This is a genomic window from Pseudomonas sp. G3-19 (assembly GCF_054855875.1).
Genome location: NZ_JBMPIQ010000003.1, coordinates 4,750,162 through 4,770,312 on the forward strand (window position 1 = coordinate 4,750,162; position 20,151 = coordinate 4,770,312).

The following is a 20,151-nucleotide window of genomic DNA, read 5'->3' on the forward strand; positions in this document are numbered from 1 at the left end:
GCAAGCCCGCTCCCACAGGAGATCGGTGGTGAGTTTGAGAGGGTTGTCTGTAGTCGCATGCGCCGATTTTCGAAGGCTTTTTCGACAGGAAAAGTAGGGCAAATCTGATTTTCCCGTCACCCACCCAACACCTCTTGCCCCTCATGCAGAATCGCCCGCCCTCAATCTGCAGAGAGACATCGGATGTTCGCGCCTGCCAATCAACCGCGTTTCACGTTGACCCTCGAAGGCGCCCAAGTTGATCTCAAAGTCCTTGAGTTCACGGGCAAGGAAGCCATCAGCCAACCGTTTCGTTTCGAGCTGGAACTGGTCAGTGAGCGTCCGGATCTGGACCTCGAAAGCCTGCTGCACCGTCAGGCGTTTCTTAGCTTCGATGCAGATGGCAGCGGCATTCATGGTCAGATTTATCAGGTCGGGCAGGGCGATTCCGGGAAACGTCTGACGCGCTACCACCTGAGCCTGGTGTCGCGTCTGACCTACCTCGGTCACCGCATCAACCAGCGGATTTTTCAGCATCAGACGGTTCCGCAGATCGTCGCGCAGATCCTCAAGGATCACGCAATCCTGCGCGATGCCTTCGAGTTCCGCCTCGGCAGCGATTACCCGGTGCGGGAATATTGCGTGCAATACGCCGAGAGCGATCTGGCGTTCATCCAGCGCCTGTGTGCCGAGGTCGGCATTCATTACCACTTTCAGCACAGTCCCGAAGGCCATCTGTTGGTGTTCGGCGACGATCAAACGGTGTTTCCGCGCCTGGCCGAGCCGACGCTGTATCTGCCGGGCAGCGGCATGGCGTCGACAGCGCCGGCCATCAAGCGCTTCAACGTCCGGGTGGAGACTCGCACCAGCGTGGTCACCCGGCGCGACTACAACTTCGAAAAGCCGCGACTGCAACTGCACAGCCGCAGCGACAGTGAGCAGCGCCCTGTGCTCGAGGACTATCACTTTCCCGGCCAATTCAACGATCGAGAAACCGGCAGGCAACTGGCGCAACGTACGCTGGAAAGGCATGTCGCCGACTACCGTCAGGCTGAGGGTATCAGCGACGTATCCGCACTGGTTTGCGGACATTTCCTGCAACTGAGCGAGCATCCGCGCCAGGACTGGAATGACCTGTGGCTGCTCACCGCCATCGAGCATCATGGCCGACAGCCGCAAGTGCTGGAGGAATCGGTGACCAGCGATGGGGAAACATTCCAGGGTTACCGTAATACCTTTCTTGCCACGCCGTGGGAGGTGTTCTTTCGTCCGGCGTTGGGGCCGGAAAAACCGCGCATGCCCGGTTATCAACCGGCCGTGGTCACCGGGCCGCAAGACACGGAAATCCATTGCGACGAGTACGGCCGGGTCAAGGTGCAACTGGCCTGGGATCGTGACGGCGAGCTCAACGAGCATTCCAGTTGCTGGCTGCGCGTTGCCACGGGTTGGGCGCATGATCATTACGGCAGCGTGCTGATCCCGCGGGTCGGCATGGAAGTGCTGGTCGGTTTCATCGACGCTGATGCCGACAAACCGTTGGTGATGGGTTGCCTGCCAAACGCCGCAACTCCGCTGCCGCTGGACCTGCCCGCCGACCAGACCCGCAGCATCTTCCGCAGCCAGAGCAGCCCCGGTGGTGGCGGTTACAACGAGCTGCGCATCGAGGACAAAAAGGGCGCCGAAGAAATCTACCTGCGCGCCCAGCGCAACTGGACGCAGCATGTCCTGCACGACCAGCAGGTGCAGGTCGACAACCAGCGCAGCATTGTCGTCACTGGCCTTGCCAGCCATGAACTCAAGGCTGACGAGCAGCGCATCACCCACGGCCAGCGCCAGACCGAAGTGAAACAGGACGATCACCTCACGGTTATTGGTGATCGGCATATTCGGGTGAGTAGTCAGGCAACCAGTGCGAGCGCACAAATTCACGTCAGTGCCGGGCAACAAGTGGTGATCGACGGTGGCGCGAGCGCGACGATTCAGGCCGGCGGGCAATGGATCAACATCGGCCCCGGCGGGATTTTCAGTAGCGTGCCGATTGTCGTGGGTGGGGCGCCAATGGCGGCGATGAGCGCGGCGCCGAGTGTGCCGGGGTTGCCGGTAAAACTCGCAGCAGCACCAGCGGCCATGCTCACTGCTGCGCAAATCATGAGCTTTAAAGGTGATGCACCATTCTGCGAAGAGTGCGAGCGTTGCAAGGACGGTGTCTGTGCAGCTTGAGTGCCTCACACCTGCAGAGTGGTTGGCGCGTGAACCGCTGAAACCTGCGGAGCAACTGTTCGCGATCTTCAGTAGCGCCAGCGACGCCAGGCCTCCGCTGGTTGCACCGAGCCCGATCTGGGCAGAGACGATCTACGCCGAGTGGGATGCGGTGATGCCCTTCGTGGGAATTGTCGCGGCGGACAGTGAGTTTCTCGACTGGGTGGCGAGTACCGAGTCTCGCGACTGGGGGTGGTTGGCGGTGTCCTCGGCGAGCCTGGAGGTGGTAGTTGAGCACTTTCGCAGCCTGACTCAAGTGCTGATGCCGGACGGCGCAGCGGTGTTTTTTCGCTTCTGGGATGGGCGGTTTTTGTTGCCGATCCTGCAGTCCGATGAAGTGCAATCTGCGCAGTTGATGCCGGTGATCTCGCGCGGCTTGATCAATGGACAGGCCGTGGATATCGGGGGCAGGGCGCAGGTTTCAGGGCGGGTGTTTCCCTGGTGGAAAGTGCCTGAGTCAGTGCTGGCTTCAGCAGGGAATTCAGTCCGGATCGGGAATGCGCTGCAGTGGCTGAGCGAGGAGCATCCGGCGCTGTACGAGGCGTTTCCGCAGGCTGTGTTGCGCTGCAAGGTTCGGCAGTTTTTTCAGGTTTCGGCGTCGGAAGAATCGTCGCAATCGGTGCTGTTGGCGTATTTGCAGGACGAAGCAGAATGAAATTTCCGGGCGAAGGCTTCGGAAATTTCCCGCGAGTTGCGGCGGATTTCATGAACTGGTGGGCGGTGGGTTGCGGGGATAGTCTTTTCGTTGTCACCGCGAGAGTGGTGACAGGGTGTAGGAACCCGTTACCTATGGTGCATCAGCGCTGTTGATTTAATTGCGACATGTAACTTGTGCCAGCAATATCTTTAGCGGCGGCTGTGTGCGGGGCACGCTTTGGCGTGGCCGAATTCCATGGGTCGGTTCCTACTCCCGTGCACAGCTGCCACCCGATCCCGTAGGAAGGAGCGAGGCAGTTCATTTTCACATCCATGGTAGAAAATATGACGATGCTTAAACCCGACCCACCCTACGAAAAAATCATCCCCCATCCCGACAACCGCTTCATGGCCCTGACCGGCAACTGCAGCGACATGCCCACCCTGTTCATCGACACCCAAGTCCCCCTCGACATCCTAATGGACGCCGCCAACCACCGCATCCGCGCCGTGATTCAAGTGCTGGAAAACATGTGCATGCGCGGCTCGGTCGAGTGCGACTCCATCATCCTCAGCGACTTCGCCATGCTCTGCGCCATTCCGCTGCGTGACGGCTGCGATGTGCTGGATGTCATCGGCAAACGCTTGAGCGCGATGCCGGCCTGAAAAAAGAGCAAAAGATCGCAGCCTTCGGCAGCTCCTACAGGGGGGAACGCCAATCCTGTGTAGGAGCTGCCGAAGGCTGCGATCTTTGGACTTTGGCTCAATCAGCGATATACGCATCCTGAGTTTTGATAAAGCGGTCGAACGCCTCGGAGTTGTAGACCTTCATGCACCCAAAAAACACTACTTTTTCATTCGAGTATTTACTGTTTGAAGGTTTCTGCTCGTAAGCCGCCAACACGTAGTTTCGGGTTTCTTTGTAGGGATCGTGCAGCACCTGGAGCGTGTCTTCATTTTGCAAAATGGTATGCATGCCTTTGCCCATGAACGAATAGGCATTGGCGGACAGTGCGATGTCTTTTTCCAGCGCGGAGCGTTCGTTGAATGGCTTCAGAATGCAGTGGCTCAGTCCGTAGTTTTTTAGTGACTGGCGTGCCTGTTCAATGTGAGTTTCGTCGGCAAGGGCGAGGTATGGGCTAAGCAGGCTGAATAAGTAGATGATCAGATATTGCATGAGTTTTTGACTTCCTGTCGTTCATGGTTCGCCAGTTTAACGCCATAAAAGCAAAGCCCCTTACCCTAGCCCTCTCCCAGAGGGAGAGGGGACTGACCGAGTTGTCTGGGTGATGTACGCCGACCTGCGCCTTCGGTGGTGAGCGTCAGTTGGCCAAGCCTGAGATCACGCTGATCATTCACGTCGATGTAACTCGCAAGATCTCCACCGTCAGTCCCCTCTGCCTCCGGGAGAGGGTTAGGGTGAGGGCCGGCTTTTGTCCGCTCGGCCGCCAACCCCTGACTTGCCGCCCGGTAAAAGGTAAACTTTGCGCCCTTCGCAGGAGCAGCCATGAATTATCGTCACGCCTTCCATGCCGGCAATCACGCCGATGTGTTCAAACACCTGACCTTGACCCGCCTCATCGCGCTGATGTCGCGCAAGGAGCAGCCGTTTGCCTATCTCGACACGCACGCCGGTATCGGTTTGTATGACTTGCAGGGTGATCAGGCCAACCGTACCGGCGAGTACCTGGAAGGCATTGCGCGTTTGTGGGATCAGCCGGATCTGCCGGCGCTGACCGCCGACTACATGAAGGTGCTGCACGAGATGAACCCGGATGGCCAGTTGCGCTACTACCCGGGTTCGCCGGAGTTGGCGCGGCGTCTGACCCGGCCGCAGGATCGGGTGATGCTCAACGAGAAACACCCGGAAGACGGCGTGCAGCTCAAAGAGAACATGGCCGGTGACCGTCGGGTGAAAGTGCATCTGGGCGAGGGCTGGCATGTGGCGCGGGCGATGCTGCCGGTGCAGGAGAAGCGTGCGGTGATGTTGATCGATCCGCCGTTCGAGCAGCTCGACGAGATGCAAAAGTGTGCGGCGTCGCTGAAAGAAGCGATTGGCCGGATGCGCCAAACCGTGGCGGCGATCTGGTACCCGGTAAAGGACCAGCGTGCGCTGCGACGTTTCTATCAGGATCTGGCTGGTACCGGTGCGCCGAAGTTGCTGCGCGTGGAACTGCTGGTGCATCCGCTGGATACGCCGAACAGCCTCAACGGCTCGGGGATGGCGATTGCCAATCCGCCGTGGGGGCTGGAGGAAGAATTGCGTGAGCTGCTGCCGTGGTTGTCGAAGAAGCTTGGGCAGACTCAGGGTGGGTGGCAGATGGATTGGTTGATTGCTGAAAGCTGATCAACTGTTTTAGCGGTGTCTGAACGGACGCCTTCGCGGGCAAGCCCGCTCCCACAAAGTACTGCGCCATTTTGAAGTCGGCGCTAAACCTGTGGGAGCGGGCTTGCCCGCGATGCTTTGGGGTTTAGTTACCCGCCAGGCTCGGTGGCATGCACACGCCGGTGCCGCCAATCCCGCAATAGCCCTCAGGGTTCTTCGCCAGATATTGCTGGTGATACGCCTCGGCGAAGTACACGGTCGGCGCCTGCTCGATCTCGGTGCTGATGTCGCCCAGACCCGCCTTCGACAGTTCAGCCTGATACACCGCTTTGCTCTTCAGCGCAGCGTCCAGTTGCTCTGGCGAGGTGGCGTAGATCACCGAACGGTACTGGGTGCCGATGTCGTTGCCCTGTCGCATGCCCTGCGTCGGGTTGTGCAGCTCCCAGAACATCGCCAGCAGCTCTTCGTAGCTGACCTTGGCTTTGTCATACACCACCAGCACTACTTCGGCGTGGCCGGTCAGGCCCGAGCAGACTTCTTCGTAGGTCGGGTTCGGCGTGTAGCCGCCGGCGTAGCCGACCACGGTGCTGACCACGCCTTCGCGCTGCCAGAAGCGGCGCTCCGCCCCCCAGAAGCAACCCAGACCGAAGATCGCAAAGTCGACGTCCTGGAAAAACGGGCCGAGCAGCGGAGTTTCTTCGAAGACGAAATGCTTTTCAGGCAGGGTCATCGCGGTTTCGCGGCCGGGCAGAGCTTGATCTTTGGTCGGTAGCACGTTTTTGTTCACCAGAATTTCCGAGCGCAGAACCATGATCGTTCCTCTCAGTCAGGATGGGATGTAAAAAGTCAGACCGTCAGTGTGCCGAATGATGCCGGATTTCGCACTATTCAAATGTGGGAGCGGGCTTGCTCGCGAATGCGGTGTGTCAGTCGACATCAACATTGCCTGACAAACCGCATTCGCGAGCAAGCCCGCTCCCACAAGGGGAGTTCATCGACAGGGACATCGGTGGGGGCTAGAGGCAGAGCGGGCCGCGCGGGTAGCGCTTGAGCGCCTGGATCAGCTCGGCGCCGGGGATCGGCCGGTCGAACAGGTAGCCCTGGCCGACGTCGCAGCGGTGGCGACGCAGGAACGCCAGTTGTTCGGCGGTCTCGATGCCTTCGGCCACGACTTTGAGTTTCAGGTTGTGCGCCATGGCGATTACCGCGGAGGTGATTTCCATGTCGTCCTGGTTGTCGGGGATTTCGTGGATGAAGCTGCGATCGATCTTGATGATGTCGATCGGGAATTTCTTCAGGTAGCTGAGCGACGAGTAACCGGTGCCGAAATCGTCCATGGCCAGGGTCAAGCCCAGGCGCTTGAGCTGGTCGAGTTGCAAGTGGGTGTCTTCGGTGGCTTCCAGCAGCAGGCCTTCGGTCAGCTCCAGTTCGAGCAGATTGGCCGGCAGGGCTTCTTCCTTGAGGATATTGGCGATTGAGGCAACCAGATCCGGGTCGGAGAACTGCTTCGGCGAAAGGTTGATCGCCACTTGCAGGTTACCCAGGCCGGCGGCGGTCAGCGCCTTGCTCATGCGGCAGGCCTGACGCGCAATCCACTTGCCGATCGGGATGATCAGGCCGGTCTCTTCGGCAACGCTGATGAACTGGTCCGGGCGGATCATGCCGCGTTCCGGGTGATTCCAGCGCAGCAGCGCTTCCATGCCCAGCAGGCGACCGCTGCGCAGGCACAGCTTGGGCTGGTAGAACACGTCCAGCTCGTTCTGGGTCAGGGCGCGGCGCAGGTTGTTCTCGACGAACAGCTTGTAACTGGCCTCGGCATTCAACGCTTCGGTGAACACCTGGACCTGATGTTTGCCGTTGGCCTTGGCCTTGTGCAGCGCGAGGCCGGCGTTGCGCATCAGGGTCTGTGGATCGCGGCCGTGCAACGGGGCGCAGGCCAGGCCCACGGAGCCGGTGACACTGATCAACTGGTTGTCGACGAACATCGGTTTGTCGAGGGTCGCCAGTAATTGGTTGGCGATCTGCTGGCCGGTGGCGAGGTCGGTGTCGTCGAGCAGCACGGCAAATTCGTTACTGGCGAAACGCGCGAGGCTGCCGCTCGGGCTCAGGCTGTTGCGCAGGCGCCGGGCGAGGCTGATCAGCAGTTTGTCACCGGTCTGGTGACCGAGGCTGTCGTTGATCCGCTTGAAGTTGTCGATGTCCACCAGCAGCAGGCTGATCGGTGTGTCGCTATCGCGGGCGAAGCGTTCGTCCAGATTGCGGATAAACGCCGGGCGGTTGCCGAGGTTGGTCAAGTTGTCGGTGTAGGCCAGACGCTCGATGCGCTGCTGCGCCAGTTTAGTCTGGGTGATGTCTTCGTAGATGCCGATGTAGTGCGTCAGCTCACGGTTGTCGCCGTACACCTTGGAGATCGACAACTGGCCCCAGTACGGTTCGAGGTTTTTGCGCCGGCTCTTGAATTCGCCCTGCCAGCTGTTGCTCTTGGCCAGCGCCGAAGGCGCGTCGAACAGCAGCTCGCTGAGGTTTTCCAGCGCCGGCAGCTCCGACAGGCGCTGGCCGTGGACTTCCTCGGTGGAATACTGGGTGATCGCGGTGAAGCTCGGGTTGACGTACTCGACCACGCCGTCGCAATTGACCAGCAGAAAGGCGTTGGCACTTTGCTCGACCGCACGCTGGAACAGGTGCAGGGCGCTGGTGGCGGTGCGGCGGTTGTGGTTGTTGATGACCTGGGCGAACTGGTCGGCCAGCTCACCGGCAAAAGCGATTTCGTCGGACTGCCAGGCGCGGGTCACGCCGGTCTGCTCCAGACAGAGCACGCCGACCACCTGGCCGTCGACGCGGATGCTGGCGTCGAGCATGGCGTTGACGTCACGCGGGCGCAGGGCTTCGGCCATCTCACGGGTGCGCGGGTCGCGCATCGCATTATGCGCGTCGATGGCGCGGCTGCCGTGCAGCGCTTCCATGTAGTCGGGGAAACCGCTGATGTCGATCACCTCCGGCAGGATGTATTCCTGCGTCGCGCGGTGATACGCCGAAATCGGCACCAGCAGATTGCCTTCGAGGTTCCACAGGCTGGCGCAGTCGATTTCATAGATATCGCAGGCGCAGCGGGTGATCAGTTCGGCGGCTTCCTGCAGCGAGTTGTGGCTGCTGTAGCGCTGGCGGGCGAGCAGCAGAATCAGATCCTGCTGGGCGCGCACCCGATCAAGGTGCTGCAGTTGCTCCTGCTGGGCACGTTGGTTGAGTTCGAGGGCGATCTGCAGGCGCGAGTTCTGGGTTTCGAGGTCAACGGACGGCAGCGTTGGCGCTTCGTCGAACACGTCATCGACTGCCAGCAGGTAGCCACGCAACAGATGCCGGTTGTGCTGTTTATAGGCTTCGCCCAGTTCGAGAATGCTCAGCACGCCCGCAGCGGTGTGCAGGGTGTAGCGCACCAGATAATGCGGGCTGTCGCGCAGTTGCTGCTGGATCGCATCGTGCAACTGATAGCGCGCTTCAGGCTCCATCAGGCTGGCATACGGTGAACCGACCAGTGCACAGAGCTCGACGGCCGGCTGGCCGAACTGGCGTTCGCAATTGGGATCGAGAAACAGCATCGCCCAACTGGCTTCATTCAAGCGCTCGAAACGCAGCATGCCGAGCCGCGAGGGCACAGGCAACTGCGTCACTACCTCGGCCGCCATACGGCTGGCGGCATCGGGTTGGCTCTTCATGAAGGAACTCGCTTGGAAATATGCTGAACGCGCCGGGCTCGCGCCCTCTTTACTGTTGCCTGCGGCAAGGTTGCATCATTGCGGCACCGACTGACAAGAGAGATGAAGGCCAAGTGCTATAAGAATGTGTCGGCCGCTCGGGGCATTTCTCCAGTGGGTGGTTGAAAAGAGCAAAAGATCGCAGCTTGCGGCAACTCCTACAGGAAATACGAAGTCCTGCAGGAGCTGCCGCAGGCTGCGATCTTTTCAGAATTCAACGCAATTTAATGCTGATCGATTGCAGCTTCTTGCCATCCCGATCATGGTAATTGACCAGAATCTGATCAGCCTCGACCACCACATGGGCGAAGTTGTCCTCACTGACCACCGCGCTGGTCAATTCATGCCGATAATCGCCCGCGGCCGTGCGCGCCAGCGGTTGATCGAGGATGAACGTCGACGCCTTGGCGTAGGGCAACAGCTTGCTGTTGCACAGCGGCGAGGAAACGATGGTGTGGACTTCGAATTCCGGGTCTTCGCTGTGGGTCAGGCGCGAGGTCAGCGAGCCGTGCACATCGCCTGAGACGAATACGACATTCCTGATCTGTCGGGTGCGGATGGTTTCCAGCAGGCGCAGGCGCTGCTCCGGGAAGGCTTTCCAGGCATCGTCGCCGTGCAGTTTGCGATCCGGATAGAACATCACGCTGGTGACCACGAATTTGACCCGTGCCTTGCTGTTGCTCAGCCAGGCGACCAGGGCCTGTTCCTGCTCGCTGTCCAGGATGCGTCGATCATCAGCAGCCAGGTTGCGCCGAGTGCGGCTATCAGTGACAAACCATTCAATATCGCCATCGCTGAACTGATACCAGTAATGCGCCAGTTTTGAATGATCAATCTCGCCATCAACTGTTAGTTCATGCGCCGGACTATGACTGGCTTGATACAACTCATACGCCGCCATTGCATTGCGATATAACTCATGATCGGACTTGCTGGCGTTCGCCGGCCAGTTGTCTTCAATTTCGTGATCGTCGAGGATCATGTAAGTCGAAGTGCCGGACATCAGCCGCTGAATATTCGGTTGCGAGAACGCCGCGCGATATTTATCGAGGATGTCCTTGTATTCGCGATCCGGGGCAATCAGGTTGAGGTCGTCGACATAGATCTGGTCTCCGGTCATCAGGGTGGCGCTGATCGGCGGCTCGGCGCCTTCGATCAACTGATTGATCGAGGCGAATATACGGTCGCCAATTTGGGGCAGGGAAGCAATGCCGGCGGTCATGCGCAAGTAGCGACAGGAGCCGATGATATAAGCGCGTGGCTGCGCGGCGTCGCTGGCACGGGTGCTAAAGCGGTAGATCTCGCGCGGCCATTGCAAAGGCAATTCGGCGATGCTTTCGACGGTATGCACCGGGCTCATGGGGCTGAACCAGCCCGTCTGGTATTCGTATTCGCAATGGCTCTCCAGGTCATTCAATGAAAAGACCTGGCAAAAATCGCGCAAAGCACTTAAACGGGAAAAAGGCTATTTGACCATTGATTGCTGTCGCGCTTTCGATAACGCAGGCCGGCAAATGTGGTGGCGTTGTTTTGCAAGTCGCCGCGCATGAAGATGCGTGCGTGATTAGTTGTTGTATGGCCAATAATCGGGCCGACAGTTGGTTTTAACATGTTCGAATCCGTTCGAATTGATACTTGAATAACGGTCAGTGTTTAGCAAGTTATTCGTTTAACTTGTGCCGCCAAGGTTAGTTGTCGGCGGATAAAAAATATCGGCGCGAAGTGGACTGGACTCGGTCACTTAGTAGACCGAAGTTGTAGGAATAAAAGCGTTGTGACTTTTCTTCGGGCAAAAAAAGCCCCGTCAAACTGACGGGGTTGAGGTACGAGCGTGTGGCGCTCGAAAACGTGGGACGCAATCGGCCCTCCGTTGCCGGAGGGCCGAACGCTTTACAGCAGGATGGTGCGGATGTCGCCCAGCAGGCTGCCCAGACGCTGGGTGAAGCGTGCAGCGGCGGCGCCGTTGATCACACGGTGATCGTAGGACAGCGACAGTGGCAGCATCAGTTTCGGCTGGAAGGCTTTGCCGTCCCAGACTGGCTGGATGGTTGCCTTGGAAACACCGAGGATCGCCACTTCCGGCGCGTTGACGATCGGCGTGAAGCCGGTGCCGCCAATGTGGCCGAGGCTGGAAATGGTGAAGCAGGCGCCTTGCATCTCGTCCGAAGAGAGCTTCTTGGTGCGGGCTTTTTCAGCCAGCGAAGCAGCTTCTGCAGCCAGTTGCAGCAGGCTCTTCTGGTCGACGTTCTTGATGACCGGTACCAGCAGGCCATCTGGAGTGTCGACCGCGAAACCGATGTTGACGTACTTCTTGCGAATGATCGCCTTGCCGCTTGGCGCCAGCGAACTGTTGAAGTCCGGCAGCTCCTTGAGCAGGTGCGCGCAGGTCTTGAGCAGCAGCGGCAGGATGGTCAGCTTGACGCCGGCCTTCTCGGCGACGGCTTTTTGCGCAACGCGGAAGGCTTCCAGCTCGGTGATATCCGCCGAGTCGAATTGCGTCACGTGCGGCACGTTCAGCCAGCTGCGGTGCAGGTTGGCAGCGCCGACCTGCATCAGGCGGGTCATCGGCACTTCTTCGATTTCACCGAAGCGGCTGAAGTCCACGACCGGGATCGGCGGGATGCCCGCGCCACCGGTTGCGCCGCCAGCAGCGGCCGGTGCTTCCTTGGCCTTCTGCATCATCGCCTTGACGTAAACCTGCACGTCTTCCTTGAGGATGCGACCGTGCGGACCGCTGGCGCCAACGGCGCTCAGCTCGACGCCGAACTCGCGGGCCAGTTGACGCACGGCCGGGCCGGCGTGAACTTTGGCACCAGGCTTGGCCGGAGCAGCAACCGGAGCGGCAGCAGCAGGTGCAGCGGCAGCCGGAGCAGCAGCGGCCGGTGCCGGAGCGCTTGGCGCAGCGGCGGCAGCTGGAGCCGGGGCAGCAGCAGGGGCTGCGCCTTTGACTTTCAGCTTGAGGATCAGGTCGCCGGTGCCGACTTCGTCGTCCAGCTTGATGGAAATGCTTTCCACCACGCCAGCGGCAGGCGATGGGATTTCCATGCTTGCCTTGTCGGATTCGAGGGTGATCAGCGACTGGTCGGCTTCAACGCTGTCACCAGCCTTGACCAGGACTTCGATGATCTTGGCCTTGCCGGCCGAACCAATGTCCGGAACGTGGATGTCCTGAACGCTGTCGGCAACCGGAGCAGCCGGGGCGGCAGCCGGAGCAGGCGCAGCAGCAGCGGCTGGCGCAGCGGCCTGAGCCGGAGCGGCCGCAGCAGGGGCCGCAGCACCCGCCACTTCCAGATCCAGAATCAGGTCGCCCGTGCCGACTTCGTCGTTGAGTTTGACGCTGATGGCCTTGACCACGCCCGCGGCAGGCGACGGGATTTCCATGCTGGCCTTGTCGGATTCCAGGGTGATCAAAGATTGATCAGCCTCGACGGTGTCGCCGACCTTGACCTGGATCTCGATGATCTGCGCCTTGCCCGACGAACCGATGTCCGGCACGTGCACTTGCTGCACCGAAGCGGCAGCAGGGGCAGCGGCTGGCGCCGCAGCAGCAGGAGCGGCAGCCGGTTTGGCTTCAGCTTTTGCAGCCGGTGCAGCAGCAGGTGCAGGGGCCGCTTGCGCGGCGCCCTCGACTTCCAGCTCAAGCAGCTCGTCGCCTTCTTTCAGACGGTCGCCCAGCTTGACTTTCAGGCTCTTGATGACGCCGGCTTTCGGGGCCGGCACTTCCATGCTGGCCTTGTCCGATTCCAGGGTCAGGATGCTCTGGTCGGCTTCGATACGGTCGCCGACCTTCACAAACAGTTCAATTACTTCACCTTCACCGCTGCCGATGTCAGGTACGCGAATGAGTTCGCTCACAAAATGTCTCCTCAGCAGTCCAGTGGGTTGCGTTTTTCCGGGTCGATGCCGAACTTGACGATGGCCTCGGCCACCACTTTAGGTTCGATATCACCACGGTCAGCCAGTGCTTCCAGGGCTGCCAACACCACGAAATGACGGTCGACTTCGAAGAAATGACGCAGTTTCTTGCGGCTGTCGCTGCGGCCGAAACCGTCGGTGCCCAGGACTTTGAATTCCTTGGACGGTACCCACTGACGGATCTGCTCGGCGAACAGCTTCATGTAGTCGGTAGCAGCGATGACCGGACCTTTACGGCCGCTCAGGCACTCTTCAACGTAGCTCTGCTTAGGCTTCTGGCCAGGCTTCAGACGGTTGCTGCGCTCTACGGCCAGGCCGTCGCGACGCAGTTCGTTGAAGCTGGTGACGCTCCATACGTCGGCGCCGATGTTGAACTCTTCACGCAGGATCTTCGCCGCTTCACGCACTTCACGCAGGATGGTGCCGGAGCCCATCAGTTGTACGTGATGCGCCGCATCGCGGGTGTCTTCTTCGAGCAGGTACATGCCTTTCTTGATGCCTTCTTCGGCACCGGCCGGCATGGCTGGCTGCTGGTACGACTCGTTCATCACGGTGATGTAGTAGAAGATGTCCTGTTGATCTTCGGTCATCTTCTTCATGCCGTCCTGAATGATCACCGCCAGCTCGTAGCCGTAGGTCGGATCGTAGGTGCGGCAGTTCGGGATGGTCGCGGCCAGCAGGTGGCTGTGACCGTCTTCGTGCTGCAGACCTTCACCGTTCAGGGTGGTACGGCCGGCGGTGCCGCCGATCAGGAAGCCACGGGTACGGCTGTCGCCAGCGGCCCAGGCCAGGTCACCGATACGCTGGAAGCCGAACATCGAGTAGAAGATGTAGAACGGCAGCATCGGCTGGTTGTGGCTGGAGTACGAAGTACCGGCAGCGATGAAGGAACTCATGGCGCCTGCTTCGTTGATGCCTTCTTCAAGGATCTGACCTTTCTGGTCTTCCTTGTAGAACATCACCTGGTCTTTATCGACTGGCTCGTAGAGCTGGCCGACGGAGGAGTAGATGCCCAGCTGACGGAACATGCCTTCCATACCGAAGGTACGGGCTTCGTCCGGGATGATCGGCACGATGCGCGGGCCGATTTCCTTGTCCTTGACCAGTTGCGCGAGGATCCGCACGAAGGCCATGGTGGTGGAAATTTCACGGTCGCCCGAACCATCGAGGATGGCTTTCAGGGTGTCCAGGTCCGGGGTCGGTACGCTGAAGCTCTGCGCGCGGCGCTGCGGTACGAAACCGCCCAGTGCGGCACGGCGCTCGCTCAGGTAGCGGGCTTCGGCGCTGTTTGGCTCTGGCTTGAAGAACGGCAGGTTCTCCAGCTCTTCGTCCTTGACCGGGATGTCGAAGCGGTCGCGGAACAACTTCAGGCTGTCGACGTCGACTTTCTTGGTGTTGTGCGCAGTGTTTTTCGCTTCGCCGGCACCGGTGCCATAACCCTTGATGGTCTTGGCGAGGATGACGGTTGGTTGTTCTTTGTGGTTGACCGCTTCGTGGTACGCCGCATAGACCTTGTACGGGTCGTGGCCGCCACGGTTGAGTTTCCAGATCTCGTCGTCGGACAGGTCGGCAACCATCGCCTTGAGTTCAGGCGTGTTGAAGAAGTGCTCGCGAACGAACGCGCCGTCTTTGGCTTTGTAGTTCTGGTACTCGCCGTCGATGACTTCGTCCATGCGACGTTGCAGGATGCCGTCGACGTCCTTGGCCAGCAGTGGGTCCCAGAAACGGCCCCAGATGACTTTGGTCACGTTCCACTGAGCACCGCGGAACACGCCTTCGAGTTCCTGGATGATCTTGCCGTTGCCGCGAACCGGGCCGTCGAGGCGCTGCAGGTTGCAGTTGATGACGAAGATCAGGTTGTCCAGCTTCTCGCGGCCGGCCAGGGAGATCGCACCGAGGGATTCCGGCTCGTCGCACTCGCCGTCGCCCAGGAAGCACCAGACTTTCTGTTTGCCCGGCTGGATGAAGCCGCGGTGTTCCAGGTACTTCATGAAGCGTGCCTGGTAGATCGCCTGGATCGGACCCAGACCCATGGATACGGTCGGGAACTGCCAGAAGTCAGGCATCAGCCAAGGGTGCGGGTAGGACGACAGGCCCTGACCGTCGACTTCCTGGCGGAAGTTGTTCATCTGGTCTTCGGTGATGCGACCTTCCATGAACGCACGGGCGTAAACGCCTGGCGAGGTGTGGCCCTGGAAGTAGATCAGGTCGCCGCCGTGTTCGTCGGTCGGGGCCTGGAAGAAATAGTTGAAGCCGATGTCATACAGGGTCGCACTGGAAGCGAAGCTGGAGATGTGACCACCCAGGTCAGAATCTTTCAGGTTCGTACGCATTACCATGGCCATTGCGTTCCAGCGCACCAGCGAGCGAATGCGGCGTTCCATGAACAGGTCGCCAGGCATGCGTGCTTCGTGGGTTACCGGGATGGTGTTGCGGTAAGGCGTGGTGATGGCGTAAGGGAGCTGCGAACCGCTGCGGGTCGCCAGTTCACCCATACGGGTCATCAGATAGTGAGCACGGTCTTCGCCTTCTTTGTCGAGAACCGATTCCAGGGCGTCCAGCCATTCCTGGGTTTCGACGGGATCGAGGTCTTGCATGGCTTGCTCCAGGGCGGAAAGGCTTCCAGAATCGGTTGCCTGAGTTTGCGACTGGCCTTGTGGGCAGACGATTTAAAATTCTTGGATTGCCGACAGGTTGTTCCGGCGGCGTGTAGTTTTACTACAAATCTTTGAGCATTTCAGCCTTTCGCCTGTATAGACGAGTAGTAAAACTACAGAGGAAAGGCTTGTGGCCTCCGACTGCGTTGTGAGAATAATCGTTAAGGTTGGTCGATTACCATCCGAAAAAGGTGAAAGTTTGATGCTGGATGCCAAAGAAGAAGAAATTTCAGCTATTTCTAACTTTTGTTCGACAGTCCTTCGCGTAGCGGGTTTTCATCAAACACTACAAGCGGCCATTTACACGCCGATCAAGGATAGACCATGACCCTGCCCGTGCTCGCTGAACTCCCCGCCATTCTCCTGCCGTTGGTCACTCGATCCGAGCAGTCGTTCCGTACGGCCGTCGCCGCCCTGGAAGACGATCACGGCTTCTCCAACTGGACCCCGGAGCGCTGGGCGCAATTCGCCCGCGTCAGTGCCGCCAGCGATTTCGTTATTGAACAGAGCGTTCGTGACCCTTTGATGTTGTTGTCACTGGTGCAGTCCGGTGAACTCGACCGGCCGTTCGCGCCGGGTGAACTCTGCGCGCAGATTGCCGCAGCGGTGGCTGCCGCGCAAAGCGAAGACGAACTCGGTCGCGTCCTGCGTCGCCAGCGTGCCCGCCATCAAGTGCGGATCATCTGGCGTGACCTGAACCGCCAGGCTGATCTGGTACAGACCTGTCGCGACCTGTCGGACATGGCCGACGCCACCATCGACCAAGCCTACCAATGGCTGTACAGCCGCCATTGCCAGCAGTTCGGTACGCCGACCGGCCGGCGCAGCGGCTTGCCGCAGCAGATGGTCATCCTCGGCATGGGCAAGCTCGGCGCGGTCGAGCTGAACCTGTCGTCGGACATCGACCTGATCTTCGCCTACCCCGAGGGCGGCGAAACCGTCGGCGTGAAACGCGCGCTGGATAATCAGGAATTCTTCATTCGTCTCGGTCAGCGCCTGATCAAGGCCCTCGATCCGATGACCGTCGACGGCTTCGTGTTCCGCGTCGACATGCGCCTGCGTCCGTACGGTTCATCCGGCGCGCTGGTGCTGAGCTTCAATGCGCTGGAACAGTATTACCAGGATCAGGGCCGCGACTGGGAACGCTACGCGATGATCAAGGCGCGGGTGGTGGCCGGTGATCAAGCGGCGGGCGCACAGTTGCTCGACATGCTGCGCCCGTTCGTTTACCGCCGTTACCTGGACTTCTCGGCGATCGAAGCGCTGCGCACCATGAAGCAGCTGATCCAGCAGGAAGTGCGGCGCAAGGGCATGGCCGACAACATAAAACTCGGCTCCGGCGGTATCCGCGAGGTCGAGTTCATTGCCCAGGCTTTTCAGTTGATTCACGGCGGGCGCGACCTCAGCCTGCAACAGCGTCCTCTATTAAAGGTGCTGAGCACGCTGGAAGGGCAGGGTTACTTGCCGCCGGCGGTGATCAATGAGCTGCGCGAAGGCTATGAATTCCTGCGCTACACCGAACACGCGATCCAGGCGATTGCCGATCGCCAGACCCAGATGTTGCCGGACGGCGCTCAGGATCAGGCGCGCATCGCGTTCATGCTCGGTTTTGCCGATTGGCAGGCCTTCCATGAAAAGCTGATGTTCTGGCGTGGTCGGGTGGCCTGGCACTTTGCGCAGGTGATCGCCGATCCCGATGAGGAAGAGGGCGCCGACTGCGAGGTGGTGGTGGGCGGTGAGTGGTTGCCGCTGTGGGAAGAGGAGCAGGATGAAGAGGCTGCTTGTCGGCAACTGGAAGAGGGCGGCTTCAAGGACGCGAGCAAAGCGCTGAAAGCTCTGGCCAGTTTGCGTGGCAGTCCGCAATTGCGCGCCATGCAGCGGCTGGGTCGCGAGCGTCTCGATGCGTTTATTCCGCGTCTGCTGGCGCAGGCGGTGGAGCATGACAACCCGGATCTGGTGCTGGAACGAGTGTTGCCACTGGTCGAAGCCGTGGCCCGACGCTCGGCTTATTTAGTGTTGCTGACGGAAAACCCCGGCGCCCTGCGGCGCTTGCTGACGCTGTGTGCGGCCAGTCCGTGGATTGCCGAACAGATCACCCGCTTCCCGCTGCTGCTCGACGAATTGCTCAACGAAGGCCGGCTGTTCAAGCCGCCACTGGCGCCGGAACTGGCCGCCGAATTGCGCGAGCGCCTGACGCGGATCCCCGAAGACGACCTCGAACAGCAGATGGAAGCGCTGCGCCACTTCAAACTGGCTCACCGTTTGCGCGTCGCTGCCTCGGAAATCGCCGGCAGCCTGCCGCTGATGAAAGTCAGTGATTACCTGACCTGGCTCGCCGAAGCGATTCTCGAGCAAGTGCTGGCGCTGGCCTGGCGTCAGACGGTGGCCAAATACGGCACGCCGCTGCGCACTGACGGCAGTTTGTGCGATCCCGGCTTCATCATTGTCGGTTATGGCAAAGTCGGCGGGCTGGAACTGGGGCATGGTTCGGACCTGGACTTGGTGTTCATCCATGACGGCGATCCGCAGGCGGAAACCGACGGGCCGAAGCCCATCGATGGCGCGCAGTTCTTCACCCGGCTGGGGCAGCGGATCATTCACTTGCTGACGGCGCAGACCAACTCCGGCCAGCTGTATGAAGTGGACATGCGTTTGCGCCCGTCCGGCGCGTCGGGGCTGTTGGTCAGCTCGCTCGGGGCGTTTGAGCGCTATCAGGAAAATGAAGCCTGGACCTGGGAGCATCAGGCCCTGGTGCGGGCGCGGGTGCTGGTCGGCAGTCAGGATGTCGGCCAGGCCTTCGAGAAAGTCCGCGCGCAGGTTTTGGGCAAGGCGCGGGATCTGGCGAAGCTGCAACAGGAAGTCAGCGAGATGCGCGCCAAGATGCGCGATAACCTCGGCAGCAAGAGCACGGCGGCCGGTACCGCGGCAAATGCCTTCGAGGCCACGGCGCCGTTCGACCTCAAGCAGGACGCCGGAGGTATCGTCGATATTGAATTTATGGTGCAATACGCGGCCCTGGCGTGGTCGCACAGCCACCCGCCATTGCTGCGCTGGACCGATAACATCCGCATTCTGGAAGAGCTGGAACACGAAGGGCTGATGCCTGCCGAAGATGCCAGCCTGTTGCGCGAGGCCTATAAAGCCTACCGCTCCGCCGCCCACCGACAGGCCTTGCAGAAGGACGCCGGGGTGATTGCAGGCGACCAGTTTGTCGAGGAGCGCCGGCAGGTATTGCGGATCTGGAAAGAGTTGGGGCTAAGCTGAAACCGGATATTTGAAGCACCGATTACCTTGTGGGAGCGAGCTTGCTCGCGAATGCGCAGTGTCAGTCACCTTCGATGCAGGATGTGACGGCCCCTTCGCGAGCAAGCCCGCTCCCACATTGGATTTGCGTTGATTGCAGATTAAGGGCCGGATGCAAAACCCTGTGGGAGCGAGCCTGCTCGCGATAGCGGAGTATCAGACGACAATAATGTTGGATGTGAAGACCCTTTCGCGAGCAAGCGCGCTTCCACAGCAGATCTACAGTGTTTGTAGAATTCTCGAGGCGGGGAGGCGTAAATGCCTCCCCGGTTCGTTTATGGAAACCACATGAATATTCTGATCGTTGGGCCCAGTTGGGTCGGTGACATGGTGATGGCGCAGACACTGTTTCAGTGTCTCAAGCAGCGCCACCCGCAATGCGAAATCGACGTGCTGGCCCCCGAGTGGAGCCGGCCGATCCTTGAGCGCATGCCTGAAGTGCGCAAGGCCTTGAGCTTTCCGCTCGGCCATGGCGCGCTGGAACTGGCGACGCGTCGGCGGATCGGCAAATCCCTGGCCGGCCAGTACGATCAGGCCATCCTGCTGCCGAACTCGCTGAAATCGGCGCTGGTGCCGTTTTTCGCCGGCATCAAGCAACGCACCGGCTGGCGTGGCGAATTCCGCTACGGCCTGCTCAATGACGTGCGCACGCTGGATAAAGAACGTTATCCGCTGATGATCGAGCGCTTCATGGCGCTGGCTTACGAGCCGAACGCCGAGCTGCCAAAGCCTTATCCGCGTCCGAGCCTGCAAATCGATCCGGTGACCCGCGAAGCGGCGCTGGCCAAGTTCGGCCTGACTCTGGACCGTCCGGTGTTGGCCCTGTGCCCCGGCGCCGAGTTCGGCGAATCCAAGCGCTGGCCGTCCGAGCACTACGCCAAGGTTGCCGAAGCGCGGATTCGCGAAGGCTGGCAGGTGTGGCTGTTCGGCTCGAAAAACGACCACGCGGTAGGCGAAGACATTCGCGCACGGCTGATTCCCGGCCTGCGTGAAGAATCGGTCAACCTCAGCGGCGGCACCTCGCTGGCCGAAGCCATCGACCTGCTGTCGTGCGCCGATTCGGTGGTGTCCAACGACTCTGGTCTGATGCACGTCGCCGCTGCGCTGAATCGCCCGTTGGTGGCGGTGTATGGCTCGACCTCGCCGGGCTTCACGCCGCCGTTGGCCGAACACGTCGAAGTCGTGCGTCTGGGCCTCGATTGCAGCCCGTGCTTCGACCGTACCTGCCGGTTCGGCCATTACAACTGCCTGCGCCAGCTGATGCCGGACGCGGTCAACGATGCCTTGCAGAAACTGCAGGGCTCCGTGGTCGAGGTTCATTAAG

General features: G+C 60.2%; 12 protein-coding genes and 1 pseudogene. 7 read left to right on the forward strand and 6 right to left on the reverse strand.

Going from position 1 to position 20,151, the window contains the following annotated elements; all coding sequences use genetic code 11:
• Positions 1-183: 183 nt before the first annotated feature.
• The 3 genes from ACOYXI_RS21735 to ACOYXI_RS21745 all read left to right on the forward strand — a co-directional run bounded on the left by ACOYXI_RS21735 (position 184) and on the right by ACOYXI_RS21745 (position 3,540).
• Positions 184-2,199: a type VI secretion system Vgr family protein gene (locus ACOYXI_RS21735; RefSeq protein WP_461675280.1), complete on the forward strand. Its 2,016-nt coding sequence runs from the start codon at positions 184-186 to the stop codon at positions 2,197-2,199.
• Positions 2,189-2,893: a DUF4123 domain-containing protein gene (locus ACOYXI_RS21740; protein WP_461675281.1), complete on the forward strand. Its 705-nt coding sequence runs from the start codon at positions 2,189-2,191 to the stop codon at positions 2,891-2,893. The genes ACOYXI_RS21735 and ACOYXI_RS21740 overlap by 11 nt, the downstream gene beginning before the upstream one ends.
• A 326-nt stretch (positions 2,894-3,219) precedes the next feature.
• Complete coding sequence (locus ACOYXI_RS21745) at positions 3,220-3,540, forward strand: hypothetical protein (protein ID WP_338800624.1); 321 nt, start codon at positions 3,220-3,222, stop codon at positions 3,538-3,540.
• Between the two features lie 97 nt (positions 3,541-3,637).
• Here the strand turns inward: ACOYXI_RS21745 and ACOYXI_RS21750 are convergent, their stop codons facing one another.
• Positions 3,638-4,051 carry a hypothetical protein gene (locus tag ACOYXI_RS21750; RefSeq protein ID WP_461675282.1) on the reverse strand — a complete coding sequence of 138 codons (414 nt, stop codon included), beginning with the start codon at positions 4,049-4,051 and terminating at the stop codon, positions 3,638-3,640.
• A gap of 330 nt (positions 4,052-4,381) precedes the next feature.
• Here ACOYXI_RS21750 and ACOYXI_RS21755 point away from each other — a divergent pair, with 330 nt between their 5' ends.
• Positions 4,382-5,221, forward strand: coding sequence for a 23S rRNA (adenine(2030)-N(6))-methyltransferase RlmJ (locus ACOYXI_RS21755; protein ID WP_003220988.1), 840 nt, complete (start codon positions 4,382-4,384; stop codon positions 5,219-5,221).
• Positions 5,222-5,345: 124 nt separating this feature from the next.
• Here ACOYXI_RS21755 and msrA read toward each other — a convergent pair whose 3' ends face one another.
• The 5 genes and pseudogenes from msrA to aceE form a co-directional block, all read right to left on the reverse strand.
• A complete protein-coding gene (gene msrA / locus ACOYXI_RS21760; protein WP_007967332.1) occupies positions 5,346-6,011 on the reverse strand; it encodes a peptide-methionine (S)-S-oxide reductase MsrA in 666 nt (221 codons plus the stop codon).
• A 205-nt stretch (positions 6,012-6,216) separates the two neighbouring features.
• Entirely contained in the window at positions 6,217-8,913 is a 2,697-nt protein-coding gene (locus tag ACOYXI_RS21765; RefSeq protein ID WP_097087058.1) for a putative bifunctional diguanylate cyclase/phosphodiesterase, read from the reverse strand.
• A 253-nt stretch (positions 8,914-9,166) separates the two neighbouring features.
• Positions 9,167-10,563 (reverse strand): annotated as a pseudogene (locus ACOYXI_RS21770) (alkaline phosphatase D family protein).
• A 279-nt stretch (positions 10,564-10,842) separates the two neighbouring features.
• Positions 10,843-12,807, reverse strand: coding sequence for a dihydrolipoyllysine-residue acetyltransferase (aceF, locus tag ACOYXI_RS21775; RefSeq protein ID WP_134785272.1), 1,965 nt, complete (start codon positions 12,805-12,807; stop codon positions 10,843-10,845).
• Between the two features lie 11 nt (positions 12,808-12,818).
• The gene (aceE, locus tag ACOYXI_RS21780) at positions 12,819-15,464 is read right to left on the reverse strand and encodes a pyruvate dehydrogenase (acetyl-transferring), homodimeric type (RefSeq protein ID WP_461675283.1); all 2,646 of its coding nucleotides are present in this window, start codon (positions 15,462-15,464) and stop codon (positions 12,819-12,821) included.
• Between the two features lie 262 nt (positions 15,465-15,726).
• Between aceE and ACOYXI_RS21785 the strand changes: the two genes are divergently transcribed.
• The 3 genes from ACOYXI_RS21785 (at position 15,727) to waaF (ending at position 20,150) form a co-directional block, all read left to right on the forward strand.
• Positions 15,727-15,852 (forward strand): hypothetical protein, encoded by a 126-nt coding sequence (locus ACOYXI_RS21785; protein WP_256198919.1) that lies wholly within the window; start codon positions 15,727-15,729, stop codon positions 15,850-15,852.
• Positions 15,849-18,788, forward strand: a complete 2,940-nt coding sequence (gene glnE / locus ACOYXI_RS21790; protein WP_461675284.1) for a bifunctional [glutamate--ammonia ligase]-adenylyl-L-tyrosine phosphorylase/[glutamate--ammonia-ligase] adenylyltransferase — start codon at positions 15,849-15,851, stop codon at positions 18,786-18,788. Before ACOYXI_RS21785 ends, glnE begins: the two co-directional genes overlap by 4 nt.
• Positions 18,789-19,115: 327 nt before the next feature.
• Positions 19,116-20,150 (forward strand): lipopolysaccharide heptosyltransferase II, encoded by a 1,035-nt coding sequence (waaF, locus tag ACOYXI_RS21795; protein ID WP_098966885.1) that lies wholly within the window; start codon positions 19,116-19,118, stop codon positions 20,148-20,150.
• Position 20,151: the final 1 nt, after the last annotated feature.

Coding starts and splice junctions, on each gene's coding strand:
- ACOYXI_RS21755 (WP_003220988.1), top strand. CDS start 4,382: ATGAATTATCGTCACGCCTTCCATGCCGGCAATCACGCCGATGTGTTC.
- ACOYXI_RS21750 (WP_461675282.1), bottom strand. CDS start 4,051: ATGCAATATCTGATCATCTACTTATTCAGCCTGCTTAGCCCATACCTC.
- ACOYXI_RS21765 (WP_097087058.1), bottom strand. CDS start 8,913: ATGAAGAGCCAACCCGATGCCGCCAGCCGTATGGCGGCCGAGGTAGTG.
- glnE (WP_461675284.1), top strand. CDS start 15,849: ATGACCCTGCCCGTGCTCGCTGAACTCCCCGCCATTCTCCTGCCGTTG.
- aceE (WP_461675283.1), bottom strand. CDS start 15,464: ATGCAAGACCTCGATCCCGTCGAAACCCAGGAATGGCTGGACGCCCTG.
- ACOYXI_RS21785 (WP_256198919.1), top strand. CDS start 15,727: ATGCTGGATGCCAAAGAAGAAGAAATTTCAGCTATTTCTAACTTTTGT.
- waaF (WP_098966885.1), top strand. CDS start 19,116: ATGAATATTCTGATCGTTGGGCCCAGTTGGGTCGGTGACATGGTGATG.
- ACOYXI_RS21735 (WP_461675280.1), top strand. CDS start 184: ATGTTCGCGCCTGCCAATCAACCGCGTTTCACGTTGACCCTCGAAGGC.
- msrA (WP_007967332.1), bottom strand. CDS start 6,011: ATGGTTCTGCGCTCGGAAATTCTGGTGAACAAAAACGTGCTACCGACC.
- ACOYXI_RS21745 (WP_338800624.1), top strand. CDS start 3,220: ATGACGATGCTTAAACCCGACCCACCCTACGAAAAAATCATCCCCCAT.